This window comes from Pseudomonas sp. Z1-14 (genome assembly GCF_051132005.1).
Lineage (GTDB): Bacteria > Pseudomonadota > Gammaproteobacteria > Pseudomonadales > Pseudomonadaceae > Aquipseudomonas.
The window spans coordinates 2,318,311-2,332,309 of record NZ_CP071646.1 but is presented as its reverse complement, the minus strand read 5'-3'; the positions used below and the strand labels follow the sequence as shown (position 1 = coordinate 2,332,309).

The window sequence follows — 13,999 nt, the reverse complement described above, 5'->3', positions numbered from 1 at the left end:
CATGAAAAAACACGTGGTGTTGTACAAAACGCTATCAGCGCAACTGATGGAGCGCCTGCAAGCGCAGGCCCAGGTCACCCTCATCGAACGCCTCGACGCCCAGGGCCTCGCGCAATTGCGCGAGGCCTTGCCCAGTGCGCATGGCTTGCTGGGCGCGAGCCTGAGGCTCGATGCGCCGCTGCTGGACCTGGCGCCTGACCTTGAGGCCATCGCCAGCGTTTCGGTCGGGGTCGACAATTACGACATCGATTACCTGACCGAACGCCGGATCCTGCTCACCAACACGCCGGATGTACTGACCGAAACCACCGCCGATACCGGGTTCGCCTTAATCCTGGCTACGGCCCGACGCGTCGTCGAACTGGCCAATCTGGTTCGGGCCGGCCAATGGCGGCAAAGTATCGGCCCGCGGCATTTCGGCAGTGATGTCCATGGCAAGACCCTGGGCATCGTCGGCATGGGCCGCATTGGCGAAGCCCTGGCCCAGCGCGGCCACTTCGGCTTTGGCATGCCGGTGCTCTATCACAGTCACTCGCCCAAGCCTGCGGTGGAACAACGTTTTAATGCGCGCTACTGCGACCTCGATACACTGCTGCACGAAGCCGATTTCATCTGCCTGACCTTGCCCCTGACTGCTGAGACCCAAGGGCTTATCGATGCACGGGCATTTGCACGGATGCGACCCGAAAGCATCTTCATCAATATCTCCCGGGGCAAGGTCGTGGACGAAGCGGCGATGATCGAAGCCCTGCGCAGCGGGCAGATCCGTGGCGCCGGGCTGGATGTGTTCGAACATGAACCCCTGAGCCCGGCCTCGCCACTGCTGCAGATGGACAACGTGGTAGCGACGCCGCACATGGGCTCGGCGACCCACGAGACACGCGAGGCCATGGCGCGCTGCGCCGTGGACAACCTGCTGGCGGCGTTGGCGGGTGAGCGGCCGGTGAATCTGGTGAATCCGGGGGCCTGGAAAGGCTGAGAATTGTCACCGGTCAGACTAATGCTGTTCACTTAACAAAATGATGTATCCGTGGCGAGGGAGCTTGCTCCCGCTCGGCTGCGAAGCAGTCGTAAACCGGCGGATGCGGTGTGTCTGATACTACGTATTTGGCAGGTTTTGGGGCCGCTTCGCGGCCCAGCGGGAGCAAGCTCCCTCGCCACGGGTTCTCCGATTGCCTTAAGTGAACAGCATTACACCGGTCAGACCGCCTTCGTGAGCAAATCCGCCCCCACACCACACCGAAGCCGATCACAAATCCGCACGCTCCATCAAAATCCCGTTAGTCGCCACCCCCCGCCATGCATTAAAGTATCGCCCCCAGCCCCGGCGTTATCGGAACGCCTGGGCCACCCTTTCCAGGAACAGTCACCGATGGAACATCGTGAAGCGCTGCTGGCGCTGCGAACCTTTCTTTCAACGCAGATTCTCGGCCAGGAAAAACTCATCGAGCGCCTGCTCATCGCCCTGCTCGCCGACGGCCACATGCTGGTGGAAGGCGCGCCCGGGCTGGCCAAGACCAAGGCGATCAAAGAGCTGGCCGAGGGCATCGAAGCGCAGTTCCATCGCATCCAGTTCACCCCCGACCTGCTGCCCGCCGACATCACCGGCACCGAGATCTATCGCCCGGAAACCGGCAGCTTCGTGTTCCAGCAAGGGCCGATCTTCCACAACCTGGTGCTGGCGGACGAAATCAACCGTGCCCCGGCCAAGGTCCAGTCGGCCCTTCTCGAAGCGATGGCCGAGCGGCAGGTCAGCGTCGGGCGCAGTACTTATGAGCTGTCGCCACTGTTCCTGGTGATGGCCACGCAGAACCCGATCGAGCAGGAAGGCACCTACCCGCTGCCCGAAGCACAGCTCGACCGGTTCCTGATGCACGTCAAGATCGGGTTTCCGGACGCCGCGGTCGAGCGCCGGATCCTGCAGCAGGCACGCGGTGAGGCGTTGAATGGCGAAACCAAGCCTGAACGTCGCGTCAGCCAGCAGGCAATTTTTTCGGCGCGCAAGGAGATCCTCGGGCTGTACATGGCCGACGCCGTGGAGGAGTACCTGGTTCAACTGATCATGGCCACTCGCAACCCGGCCAAGTTCGACCCGGAGATGGCCGAGTGGATCGCCTACGGTGCCAGCCCGCGGGGCTCGATTGCCCTGGACCGCTGCGCCCGGGCCCACGCCTGGCTGGCCGGACGCGACTTCGTCAGCCCGGAAGACATCCAGGCCGTGCTGTTCGACGTGCTGCGCCATCGCATCATCCTGTCGTTCGAAGCCGAAGCCGCCGGCATCGACCAGGACCGGGTCGTGCAGCGGATTCTCGACGTCGTCGCTGTCGCTTGAGCATGAATCATGAATAACCCACTGGCGCCCGTCCCGGGCATCCGCGTCAGCCTCTCGGAGCTGATCGAGATGCGCCATCGCGTGCGCGAAGTGCAGTTGTTCTCCACCCCTGGCCAGCGCAGCCCGCTGATCGGCCTGCATCATTCCAAGCTGCGCGGGCGCGGAGTGGACTTCGATCAGGTGCGGGTCTACCAGGCCGGCGACGACGTGAGGACCATCGACTGGCGCGTCACCGCCCGAACCCAGGAGCCCCACACCAAACTGTTCCATGAAGAACGCGAACGGCCGATCTTCATCATGATCGAGCAAAGCCACCGCCTGTTCTTCGGTTCCGGGCAGGTCTTCAAGTCGGTACTCGCCGCCCAGGCCGCCAGCCTGATCGGCTGGGCCGCGCTGGGGCACAATGACCGGGTCGGCGGCCTGGTGTTCGGCAATAACAGCCACTACGAGGTCAAGCCTCGGCGCAGCAAACAAAGCCTGCTGCAACTGCTCAACCGCCTGGTGCGCGTCAATCAGTCGTTGCACACCGAAGGCGAGTCGGACCGCGATTCCTTCGGTGTCGCCTTGCGCCGGGCCCGGGAAGTCCTGCGGCCCGGCAGCCTGGCGATCGTGATCTGTGACGAGCGCGCCCTCTCCGACGGTGCCGAGCAGCAGTTGAGCCTGCTGTCGCGTCATTGCGACCTGTTGCTGCTGCCGCTGTCCGACCCGCTGGACCACGCCCTGCCCGCCGCCGGCCTGCTGCGGTTTGCCCAGCGCGGTGAGCAATTGGAGCTCGACACGCTGAACCTGGAACTGCGCCAGACCTACCGCGCCCAGGCCGAGGCGCGCCTGGAGCGCTGGGAACTGCTGGCGCAAAAGCTGCGGATCCTGATGCTGCCCTTGAGCACTCAAGGCGACATGGTCGAACAACTGCGCGAGTACCTGAACCCCAAGCGCCCAGGAAAAACCCGATGAGCAGCCTTGATCAGCTGCAACCGCTGATGGCGCCGCCGCCCATCGGTTTCTGGCCGCCCGCACCGGGCTGGTGGATGTTGTTGGTGTTATTGCCATTGCTGGGCCTGGGCTTGTGGCAGTTGCGCCGTTTCATTCCCGCCAAGCGCACCCACGACCGCGCCGAACAACCCCTGGATCCGGTGCGCCTGGCCGCGCTGGCCGAGCTGGCGCTGTTACCCAAACCCTACGACGGCGCGCCGGCCGGGGCCTGGCTGCAGCAACTCAACGGGCTGCTCAAGCGCCTGTGCCGCAACCATTACCCCTACAGCCAGAGCCATACTCTCAACGGGCGCAAATGGCTGGCCTTCCTCGACAACCGCTGCCCGGCCGCCGGCCTGACCCGCTGGATGATCCTTGTAGAAGGTGCCTACAAGCCCGAGTGCAAGCTTGACGACAAAGCCATCGCCGGCCTGACGCAAGCGGTCGAGACGTGGATTCGCAAACATGTTTGAGTTCGCCTGGCCGTGGATTTTCGCCCTGCTGCCGCTGCCCTGGCTGATGCGAATGGTGCTGCCCGCAGCGGACAGTGGCGAACCGGCACTCAAAGTGAGTTTCCTCGAGGACCTCGAAGGGCTGGTCGGGCGCCGGGCCCGGGCCAATCTGCCGACATGGCGCCAGCAGGCGCCTTTCATCCTGCTTTGGTTGTTGCTGCTGATCGCCGCCGCCCGCCCGCAGTGGCTGGGCGAGCCGTTGCCGATTGCCGCCAGCGGTCGCGACCTGCTGGTGGCGGTGGATGTGTCCGGGTCCATGGATTTTCCTGACATGCAGTGGAAAGACGAGGACATCAGTCGCCTGGCGCTGGTCCAGCATATGCTCGGGGATTTTCTCGAAGGTCGGGAAGGTGACCGGGTCGGCCTGATTCTGTTTGGCAGCCAGGCCTACCTGCAGGCGCCGCTGACCTTCGATCGCCGCACCGTACGCCACTGGCTCGACGAGGCGCGCATCGGCATCGCCGGCAAGAACACGGCGATCGGCGATGCGATTGGCCTGGCCCTCAAACGCCTGCGGCAACGCCCGGCCAATAGCCGCGTGCTGATCCTGGTGACCGATGGCGCCAATAACGGCGGCGAAATCGACCCGCTGACTGCCGCCCAGCTGGCTGCCGACGAAAGCGTGAAAATCTACCCGATCGGGGTGGGTGCCGATCCGGAGCAAAGTGGCACGGCGGGATTTCTCGGCGTCAACCCCAGCCTGGATCTCGACGAAGCGACACTCAGGGAAATCGCTCAGATCACCGGCGGCCGGTATTTCCGCGCCCAGGATGGCGAGCAGTTGCTGACGATCAAGACCACCCTTGACCAACTCGAACCGGTGACCCAGCAGCCGACCCAGGCCCGTCCCGCCCAGGCGCTTTATCATTGGCCGCTGGCCGTTGCCTTGCTGTTGAGCATGTTGCTGGTGGTTCGTGAGCGCTGGCCGGACAACCCCTTGCAACGCCTGTTCACCCAGCCGCTGTTCCAACCCTCGCAAACCTCTGAATGGCGCCAGCGGCTCAAGCGCCTGCGACTGCGGAGGCGCCGATGATCGCGCTCTGGCCGCATTGGCTGCGTCCCGCTTTTATCTTGCTGCTGCCCCTGTTGGGCTGGCTGCTCTGGCAACTGTGGCACCGACAGAAACGCGTGGGCCGCTGGCAGATGATCCTGCCGCCGGCGTTCCATGCCGTGCTGCTCACCGGTGGCAGTGGTCGCGAAAGCAAGCTGCCGTGGATCGCCCTCGGGCTGGGCTGGCTGCTGGTGGTGCTGGCCTTGCTCGGCCCCAGCTGGACGCGGGTCGAACAGACCAGCCAGAAACCCGCCGATCCGCTGGTGGTTATTTTCGAACTGACGCCAGAGATGCTCGCCACCGACGTCCCGCCCACGCGCCTGGAACAGGCCCGGCGCAAAGTGCTCGACGTGCTGCAGAACCGCAGCGACGCGCAGACCGCGATCATCGTCTATGCCGGCAGCGCCCATACGCTGGTGCCGCTGTCCGACGACCTGGCCACCAGCGCCAACCTGCTCGAAGCCCTGGCCCCATCGATCATGCCGCAAGGCGGCCACCGTGCCGACCTGGCCGTCAACAAGGCCATGGCATTGCTGGACCAGGCCGGGCTCGGCCACGGCCGGATCTTGTTGATCGGTTCATCCCTGAACGAGCAGGAACGCCTTGGCATAAGCCAGAGGCTAGACGGCTCCGCCACACGTTTGCTGATGCTCGGCATCGGTACGCGTGAAGGTGCGCCCGTGGCCCAGGAAGACGGCAGCTACCTGAAGGATGCCCAAGGCGCAATCCTGGTGCCGCGCCTGGACAGCCCAAGCCTCAAGTCATTTCTCGATGAGCTGGACGGCCGTTACCGTCCCGCGCACCTGGACGACAGCGACCTGCGCGGCCTGGGCCTGCTGGACGGTCCGCGCCGCCTGCGCAGCGATGGCCAGAATTTGCGCCTGGACACCTGGGCCGACCAGGGTTATTGGCTGCTGTTGCCGCTCCTGCTGCTGGCCGCCTGCGCCGGGCGTCGGGGCTGGCTGTTCTGCCTGCCGCTGCTGTTTGCGCTGCCGCAGACCAGCCATGCCTTCGAATTCGAGGACCTGTGGCTGCGCCCCGATCAACAGGGCCAGCACCTGCTCAAGCAGAAACGCCCGGCCGAGGCCGCCACTCGCTTCGAGGACAGCCAATGGCAAGGTGTCGCCCTCTACGAGGCCGGCCAGTACAGCGAGGCCGCCCGGCGTTTCGCTGAAGGGAACGATGCCCGCGCGCATTACAATCGCGGCAATGCTCTGGCCCGCAGCGGCGAACTGGAGGCCGCGATCGATGCCTATGAGCAAGCGCTGGAATTGCAGCCGGACCTGCGCCCGGCGCAGACCAACAAGGCCTTGGTGGAAAGCCTGCTGAAAGAGCAGGCTGCGCCACCGGACACCGCCAAGCCTGACGAAAACCAGGACCCCGCGCCCACCGAGCAATCGCCGGATAGCGATACCCCGAATCAGTCGTCCGAGCCGGGCCAGCCTTCTTCCGAGGCGCCAGCGACGCCGGAGCAATCCCCGGCGTCCCAGGCGCCACCGACCCGCGCCGAGGACGTGCCCGGCAGCGAACTGCCCGACGAGCAGACCACCACGCCGCCGCTGCGCCCGGCCGCGGGCCAGCGCAATGCCGAAGAGCAGCGCCAGGCACTGGAACAATGGCTGCGCCAGATCCCGGACAACCCGGGCGAACTGCTCAGGCGAAAATTCTGGTATGAACAGCAAAGCCACCAGGCTCAGGAAAAACACCAATGACCCGCTTCACCGCCTATCTCCTCGTCTTGCTGCTCTGGGCTGCCGGGTCCCAGGCCGCGCAGCTGACTGCCAGCGTGGACCGCAGTCGCCTGAACTCCGGGGAGACCGTCGAGCTGACGCTGGAGTCCAACGATGCCACGCTGTTCGGCAAACCAGACCTGAGCCCGCTCCAGGCACTGTTTGATGTGCGCGGTACCCGCCAGGTCAACCAGTTGACCACCCTTGACGGCGAGAATCGCGCCACTACCCGCTGGATCGTCACGCTGCTGCCGCGTCAGAGCGGCACGGTGGTGATCCCGCCGCTGCAACTGGGCGAAGTCAGCAGCCAGCCGATCACTTTGCAGGTGATCGAAAGCGAAACCCGCAACGCCTCTGGCACCCTCGCGCCGGTGTTCATCGAAGCCAGCCTCGACCAGCGCGAGGTGTACGTGCAGGCCCAGGCCATCCTGACGCTGCGCATCTACCATTCGGTGTCGCTGTACGACGACAGCAGCCTGACACCGCTGCACATTCCCGATGCGCGCACCGAGCAACTGGGCGAATCGCGCACCTACGAAAAAGTCATCAACGATGTGCGCCACGGCGTCATCGAGTTGCGTTACGGCATCTACCCGCAGCGCAGCGGCGAACTGGCGATCCCGGCCCAGACCTTCAGCGCCACGCTGGTTGAACCCACGGCCCAGGGCACCGCAGCACCGGGCGCCAAACCCGGCCAGTTGATGCGCGTCAGTTCCACGCAACTGCAACTGACCGTCAAGCCCAAGCCCGCCAGTTACCCGGCCGACCTCCCCTGGCTGCCGGCGCGCAGCTTGTCCTTGAGCGAAAGCTGGAGCCCGGAACCGACTCACAGCCAGGTCGGCGATTCGCTCACCCGCAGCCTGACCCTGGAGGCGGAAGGCTTGACCAGCGCCCAGTTGCCGCCGCTTCCGCCTACCGAAATCAATGGCCTGCGGCGCTACCCCGACCAGCCGGTGCTGAGCAGCCGCAGCAGCGAGCGCGGCCTGGTTGGCAGCCGCGAGGACCGCGAAGCCCTGGTGCCCAATCGTAGCGGCACCATCGAGCTGCCGCCGGTGGAAGTGGTCTGGTGGAACACCCTGGAAGACCACCTGGACCGCACCAGCCTGCCGGCCCGGACCCTGCAAGTGGCGAACAACCCGAGCCTGATGGTCGACACACCGGCAGGCACCACTCAGATCGTCACCACTGTCGACAGCGAAACCCTCTGGTACTGGCAACTCAGTACGTTGATCCTGGCCTGCACGACGTTGCTCGGCTTCGGCCTGTGGTGGCGCGCGCGCTGGCAACCGGCGATCCTGCGCTCGGCCCAGGCCGGGCCGAGCCCACGCACACTGCTGGATGACCTCAAGCGCGCCTGCCTGGCCAACGACTCGCACGCCACCCGCCAGGCGCTGGATGCCTGGGCTCGACAGCAACCGGAAACCCTGGCCGACATGGCGGCGCGTTTCGTGCCACTGTCCGACGCCCTCGACGGCTTGAACGGCGCCCTCTACAGCGAAACCGGCCAGTATTGGCAAGGGGAAGACCTGTGGCGGGCGATCCGGACCATTCCGCCTCTGGAAGGAGCGCCGGACGCTGCCAGTGATTCGAGCCTGCCGCCGCTCTATCCCAAATAACCCCGTTTTTGTCGCAGGACTTTTGTGGCGAGGGAGCTTGCTCCCGCTCGGTTGCGCAGCGACCGCAAAAAGCTGAGGGCTGCTGCGCACTGGAGCGCAAGCCCGGCCCAGCGGGAGCAAGCTCCCTCGCCACAACAGCCGCGCCGGTGCATCCGACAAAGTTGGGCAGCCCCTCCCCCGCGTTTCCCAGTAAACTCTGCATTTTTGCGCCGCCTCTCCTCCCGCGGCCATCGTCTGTATTCTGGAGTCTGCCTTGCGTCTGTTTCACACCTCCGACTGGCACCTGGGGCAAAACCTCCACGGCCAGGATCGCGACTTCGAACACGCCTGTTTCCTCGACTGGCTGCTGCGTCAACTGGGCAGCGAAAAGCCCGATGTGCTGCTGATCGCTGGCGATATCTTCGACACCGTCAACCCGCCGGTCAAAGCCCAGGAGCGGCTGTACGACTTCATCGTCAGCGCCCACGAACAAAACGCCAACCTGACCATCGTCATGATCGCCGGCAACCACGACTCCGGCTCACGCATCGAACTGCCGGCGCCGTTGATGCGGCGCTTGCGCACCCATGCCCTGGGCCGGGTGCTGTGGCTGGATGATGGACAACTGGACGTCGAGCGCCTGTTGCTGCCATTGCCCGACGCCAAGGGTAAGGTCCGCGCCTGGTGCCTGGCGCTGCCGTTCCTGCGGCCGGCGGAAGTCACCGGCGCGCAGTTGGGGGATGATTACCTGCGCGGCATCGGCCAGGTCCATGAATGGCTGATCGCCGCTGCCAATGACAAACGCAAGAAAGGCCAGGCACTGATCGCCGTCAGCCATGCGCACATGGCCGGCGGCTCGGTATCGGAGGACTCCGAGCGCAGCCTGATCATCGGCAATGCCGAAGCGCTGCCCGCCAGCCTCTTCGGCCCGAGCATCAGCTACGTCGCCCTCGGCCACCTGCACAAGCCGCAGAAGGTCAACGGTGAAGAGCGCATCCGCTACAGCGGCTCGCCGATCCCGCTGTCGTTCTCCGAGATCGGCTATCAGCACCAGATCCTCGACGTCACCCTGGACGGCGAAACCCTGGTAAACGTCGAGCCCCGGCTGATTCCCCGCGCCGTCAACCTGCAGCGCCTGGGCCCGGCGCCGCTGGCCGATATCCTCCGGCAACTGAAGGACCTGCCGGACATCGACCTGCTGGCGGACGTGCAGCGCCAGCCCTGGCTGGAGGTTCGAGTGCGCCTCGACGAGCCGCAGCCCGACTTGCGCCATCAAGTGGAGACGGCGCTGCAAGGCAAAGCCGTGCGCCTGGTGCGCATCGCCGCCGAGTACGCCGGCACTGGCGGCTCCAGCGGTGTCGAGGATGGCACCGCGCTGGTCGAACTGGACCAGCTGAGCCCGCAGGAACTGTTCAGCCGTGCCTGGCAGGACACCTACGGCAACGAAGTGGACGAACAGACCCTCAAGGATTTTGCCGTGCTGTTGCAAGACGTGCAGATGGAGAGCGAGCAGCCATGAAGATCCTCGCGATCCGCCTGAAGAACCTCGCCTCCCTCGCCGGGCCGTTTGAAATCGATTTCACTGCCGAGCCGTTGGCCAGCGCCGGCCTGTTCGCCATCACCGGCCCCACCGGCGCCGGCAAGAGCACGCTGCTGGATGCCTTGTGCCTGGCGCTTTTTGGTGCGGTGCCGCGCCTGAACAACACCGGTCGTGACGCCAAGGTACCGGACGCCGACGGCGAGATCGCCACGGGCGATCCGCGCACGCTGCTGCGCCGTGGCACCGGTGACGGTTATGCCGAAGTGGATTTTCGCGGTATCGACGGGCGCCGCTACCGGGCTCGCTGGGAGGCCAATCGCGCCCGGGAAAAAGCCGGCGGCAAATTGCAGGCCAGCCGCCAGAGCCTGCGCGACCTGGACAATGACCAACTGCTGGCCAGCCAGAAAGGCGAATACAAGACCCAGCTCGAAGCCGCCTTGGGCCTGAATTTCGAGCAGTTCACCCGCGCCGTGCTGCTGGCCCAGAGCGAGTTCAGCGCCTTTCTCAAGGCCGACGACAACGACCGCAGCGAGTTGTTGGAAAAGCTCACCGACACGGCCCTGTATACGCGTCTGGGCCGCCGCGCCTTCGACAAGGCCAAGCAGGCCAGGGAAACCCACAAGCAGTTGCAAGACCAGGCCACCGGCGTCACGCCGCTGGCCGCCGAAGCCCGCGCCGAGCTGGACCAACGCTTCAACGACGCCCAGCAACTGCTCAAGACCCAGCAGGCACAGCTCAAGCAATTGGAACAGCAGCACACCTGGCTCAGGGACCTGCGCCAGTTGCAGGACGAACAGGCCAGCGCCGCTGAACAACTGCAACAGTCACAGGCCGATTGGGCTGCGCTGGCCGACGAACGCCTGAAACAGACACGCCTGGAACAACTGGCGCCTCAGCGGCATCAGTTCATCCGCCAGGCGGAATTGAACCGCCAGCTGGAGCCGCTGGCAGTCAGGATCCAGCAACTGACCCAGCAGCAAGTCGAATTGCATGAGCAACAGGCCGAACTGGAGAAAGGCCTGGGCGTGGCGCAATTGGCCTTGGCCGCCGCCCGCCAGCAGAGCGCCGACAACGCACCGCTGCTACGCCAGGCATTCGATGAACAGAGCAGCCTCGCCCGCCTGGCCAGGGAAACCGGCCAAGGTGCCGAACAGTTGCAACAGGTCCAACAGGCTTGCACCGACGGCCAGCGCAGCATCGACACCCTGCTCGAACAGCAACGGCAGGTTGATGAGCGCCTGCAAAGGATCGCCGGCGAACTGGAACAAAGTACCGATCTCGCACCGCTGGGCGATGCCTGGTCCGCCTACCGCGATCGCCTGCAACAGTTGATGCTGATCGGCAACCGGCTGAACAAGGGCCAGGACGAACTCGCGCTGCTGGAACAAAGCGCCACTCGCGCCGCCGATGACCTGGCAACCCGCCGGCAAAACCTCGAAGTGCTCTACAAGGAAGCCGGGGCCGAACCGCAAGCGGTGGCGGAACAGATCCAGTTGCTCGGCAACCTGCTGCAAGACAATCGCAAGCAACTGCGCGCATTCGAAGAACTGACCCGGCTTTGGGCCAGCCAGCAGGAGCTGGACAAACGCAGCGCAGAGCTGGAGCAACGCCAGCAGCAAGCCTTGCAGGAACGCGACCGGCTGGTGCGCGAAGGCGGCGAAGCCAAGGCCGAGCTGGCCATTGCCGAACAGACCCTGACTGTCACCCGTGAACTGCTGGAACGCCAGCGCCTGGCTCGCAGCGAAAGCGTCGAGCAACTGCGCGAACAGTTGCAGGACAACCAGCCGTGCCCGGTCTGCGGCAGCGTCGAACACCCGTACCATCAGCCCGAAGCGCTGCTGCAAAGCCTCGGCCGATTCGATGAAAGCGAAGAGGCCAATGCGCGCAGAGTCGTCGACCTGCTCAATGAAAAAGTCATTGATCTGCGAGCGCAATACAGTGGGGTCATTGCCCAGCTCAAGGAATTCAAACAGCAACAGGAACAACTCGCCGCCCAGCAACAAGGCCTCGCGCCAAGCCTCGAAGCCCATCCGTTGTCGGAACAGTTGCTGGCTCAGGATCCAGACCAGCGCGACGCCTGGCTGGCCCAGCAAAACAGCCAGTTGAACCTGCGCATCAGCCAGGACGAACAACGCCAGGCCGCCCTGCTCACCCTGCAACAGGACGCCACGCGCCTGGCGCAGCAACTGCGCGAAGCGGAAACCGCCAGCCAGCAGGCGTCACTGCACCTGGGCAACCAGCAACAGGAAATGGCCCGCGACCGCCAGCGCCTGGACGAAGAGCTCGGTCATTTCAGTGCGCTGCTGCCGGCCGATACCTTGCAGGCCCTGCGCAGCGATCCCGCCGCGACGTTCATGCGACTCGACCAGCGGATCACCCAGCGCCTGGCGCAACTGGAACAGCAACGCGAAGAACTCGGCGAACAACTTCAACGCCAGCAAGCCCTGGAGAAAGAGCAGGACCGCCAGCAGACCCGCGTGCAGCAACTCGAAGCGGCGCAGCAGCAATTCAACGCGCTGAATGAGCAACAGCAGACCTGCCAGCAAAAACTCACGCAACTGCTGGGCGAACATTCCAGTGCCGAACAATGGCAGCAACAACTCGACCAGGCCCTGGAACAGGCCCGCCATGCCGAGGCAGCGGCCGGTCAGCAGTTACAGGAGTTGCGCAATACCCTCGTGCAACTGGCTGCCGAGCTCCAGGCCCGGCATGAGCAGGCCCAGTCGCTTGAGGCCGAACAGCAGACGCTCGCCGCCGGCATCGCCCAATGGCGCGCTTCTCATCCGGAACTCGACGACGCCGCGCTCGATGCCTTGCTCGGCCTCGACGAGCAACAGGTCAGTCAACTGCGGCAACGCCTGCTCACCAGCGAAAAAGCCATCGAGCAGGCCCGCGTCCTGCTCACCGAACGCGAGCAGCGCCTGCACAACCACCAGGCCCAACACAACGGCAATTTGCCGCCTGAAGAACTGACCCAAGCCTTGGCGGTGCTGCAGGAGCAGTTTGCCGCCAGCGAACAGCGCTGCGCCGAGTTGCGTGCCGAACAGACTGAAGACCAGCGTCGGCAGCATGCCAACCAGGCCCTGGCCCGACAGATTGAGCAGGCCTATGCCGAATACCAGCGCTGGGCGCGCCTCGACGCCTTGATTGGCTCGGCCACCGGCGACCGCTTCCGCAAACTGGCCCAGGCGTACAACCTCGACTTGCTGGTCCACCATGCCAACGCCCAGTTGCGCCAACTGGTTCGCCGTTACCGGCTCAAGCGCGGCGGCAGCATGCTTGGCCTGCTGGTAATGGACACGGAAATGGGCGATGAACTGCGCTCGGTGCATTCGTTGTCCGGCGGCGAGACCTTCCTGGTCTCCCTTGCCCTGGCGCTGGGCCTGGCTTCGATGGCGTCCAGCACGCTGAGAATCGAATCGTTGTTCATCGACGAAGGCTTCGGCAGCCTCGACCCCGAATCGCTGCAACTGGCGATGGACGCCCTCGACGGCTTGCAGGCCCAGGGGCGCAAGGTCGCGGTCATCTCCCATGTGCAGGAAATGCACGAGCGGATCCCGGTGCAGATCCAGGTCCGCCGCCAGGGCAATGGGCTTAGCACGCTGGAGGTGAAATGAGCCGTGCCACGCTGTACTCCTTCCGTCGCTGCCCCTATGCCATGCGCGCACGCATGGCGTTGCGTTACAGCGCGGTCGAACTGACGATCGTCGAAGTCAGCCTGAAGGCCAAGCCCGCCGAGATGCTTGCACTCTCGAGCAAAGGCACGGTGCCGGTGTTGCAGGTCGATGGCCGGGTGATCGATGAAAGCCTGGAGATCATCAACTGGGCCTTGGCCCAACACGATCCGCAGGACTGGCAGCTACGGGACGATGCCAAGGCCCAGGCGTTGACGGCAGCGTTGATCGAGGAAAACGACCAGGTATTCAAGCTTCACCTGAACCGCTACAAATACCCGGAGCGACATCCCGAATACACGCAGGAACACTACCGCAGCGAAGGCGAAGTTTTTCTGCGCAAACTGGAAGGACTGCTTGAAACCCGGCCGTTCCTGACGGCGGAACATCAGAGCCTGGCCGACGTGGCGGTGATGCCCTTCATACGCCAGTTCGCCCATGTCGATCGCGACTGGTTTGCCCAGGCGCCCTATCCGCGGCTGCAAGGTTGGTTGCAGAAATTCCTGGACTCCGAGCTGTTCGTAGCGATCATGGCCAAGTAGAAAATATTCTTGCGACCGCGCTTCTTGTGGCGAGGGAGCTTGCTCCCGCTG

The 13,999-nt window shown here is 64.7% G+C and carries 10 protein-coding genes; all 10 read left to right on the top strand.

Annotated elements, in window-relative coordinates; all coding sequences use genetic code 11:
* Position 1 precedes the first annotated feature (1 nt).
* The 10 genes from J3P89_RS10725 to J3P89_RS10680 all read left to right on the top strand — a co-directional run bounded on the left by J3P89_RS10725 (position 2) and on the right by J3P89_RS10680 (position 13,948).
* Positions 2–979: a 2-hydroxyacid dehydrogenase gene (locus tag J3P89_RS10725; RefSeq protein ID WP_434697491.1), complete on the top strand. Its 978-nt coding sequence runs from the start codon at positions 2–4 to the stop codon at positions 977–979.
* Between the two features lie 393 nt (positions 980–1,372).
* The gene (locus J3P89_RS10720) at positions 1,373–2,332 is read left to right on the top strand and encodes an AAA family ATPase (protein ID WP_039589986.1); all 960 of its coding nucleotides are present in this window, start codon (positions 1,373–1,375) and stop codon (positions 2,330–2,332) included.
* 9 nt (positions 2,333–2,341) lie between these two features.
* Positions 2,342–3,286, top strand: coding sequence for a DUF58 domain-containing protein (locus tag J3P89_RS10715; RefSeq protein ID WP_434657197.1), 945 nt, complete (start codon positions 2,342–2,344; stop codon positions 3,284–3,286).
* Entirely contained in the window at positions 3,283–3,777 is a 495-nt protein-coding gene (locus tag J3P89_RS10710; RefSeq protein ID WP_434657195.1) for a DUF4381 domain-containing protein, read from the top strand. Before J3P89_RS10715 ends, J3P89_RS10710 begins: the two co-directional genes overlap by 4 nt.
* Positions 3,770–4,849 (top strand): vWA domain-containing protein, encoded by a 1,080-nt coding sequence (locus tag J3P89_RS10705; RefSeq protein WP_434697490.1) that lies wholly within the window; start codon positions 3,770–3,772, stop codon positions 4,847–4,849. The genes J3P89_RS10710 and J3P89_RS10705 overlap by 8 nt, the downstream gene beginning before the upstream one ends.
* Entirely contained in the window at positions 4,846–6,579 is a 1,734-nt protein-coding gene (locus J3P89_RS10700) for a tetratricopeptide repeat protein (protein WP_434697489.1), read from the top strand. The genes J3P89_RS10705 and J3P89_RS10700 overlap by 4 nt, the downstream gene beginning before the upstream one ends.
* Positions 6,576–8,213 (top strand): BatD family protein, encoded by a 1,638-nt coding sequence (locus J3P89_RS10695; protein WP_434697488.1) that lies wholly within the window; start codon positions 6,576–6,578, stop codon positions 8,211–8,213. The genes J3P89_RS10700 and J3P89_RS10695 overlap by 4 nt, the downstream gene beginning before the upstream one ends.
* 253 nt (positions 8,214–8,466) lie before the next feature.
* Positions 8,467–9,711 (top strand): exonuclease SbcCD subunit D C-terminal domain-containing protein, encoded by a 1,245-nt coding sequence (locus tag J3P89_RS10690; protein ID WP_434697487.1) that lies wholly within the window; start codon positions 8,467–8,469, stop codon positions 9,709–9,711.
* Positions 9,708–13,349, top strand: coding sequence for an AAA family ATPase (locus J3P89_RS10685; protein WP_434697486.1), 3,642 nt, complete (start codon positions 9,708–9,710; stop codon positions 13,347–13,349). The genes J3P89_RS10690 and J3P89_RS10685 overlap by 4 nt, the downstream gene beginning before the upstream one ends.
* Entirely contained in the window at positions 13,346–13,948 is a 603-nt protein-coding gene (locus tag J3P89_RS10680) for a glutathione S-transferase (RefSeq protein WP_434697485.1), read from the top strand. The genes J3P89_RS10685 and J3P89_RS10680 overlap by 4 nt, the downstream gene beginning before the upstream one ends.
* Positions 13,949–13,999: the final 51 nt, after the last annotated feature.

Excerpts from the sequence above, each read along its gene's own strand:
- J3P89_RS10685 (WP_434697486.1), top strand. The coding sequence starts at position 9,708 with ATGAAGATCCTCGCGATCCGCCTGAAGAACCTCGCCTCCCTCGCCGGG.
- J3P89_RS10725 (WP_434697491.1), top strand. The coding sequence starts at position 2 with ATGAAAAAACACGTGGTGTTGTACAAAACGCTATCAGCGCAACTGATG.
- J3P89_RS10700 (WP_434697489.1), top strand. The coding sequence starts at position 4,846 with ATGATCGCGCTCTGGCCGCATTGGCTGCGTCCCGCTTTTATCTTGCTG.
- J3P89_RS10715 (WP_434657197.1), top strand. The coding sequence starts at position 2,342 with ATGAATAACCCACTGGCGCCCGTCCCGGGCATCCGCGTCAGCCTCTCG.
- J3P89_RS10720 (WP_039589986.1), top strand. The coding sequence starts at position 1,373 with ATGGAACATCGTGAAGCGCTGCTGGCGCTGCGAACCTTTCTTTCAACG.
- J3P89_RS10695 (WP_434697488.1), top strand. The coding sequence starts at position 6,576 with ATGACCCGCTTCACCGCCTATCTCCTCGTCTTGCTGCTCTGGGCTGCC.
- J3P89_RS10710 (WP_434657195.1), top strand. The coding sequence starts at position 3,283 with ATGAGCAGCCTTGATCAGCTGCAACCGCTGATGGCGCCGCCGCCCATC.
- J3P89_RS10680 (WP_434697485.1), top strand. The coding sequence starts at position 13,346 with ATGAGCCGTGCCACGCTGTACTCCTTCCGTCGCTGCCCCTATGCCATG.
- J3P89_RS10705 (WP_434697490.1), top strand. The coding sequence starts at position 3,770 with ATGTTTGAGTTCGCCTGGCCGTGGATTTTCGCCCTGCTGCCGCTGCCC.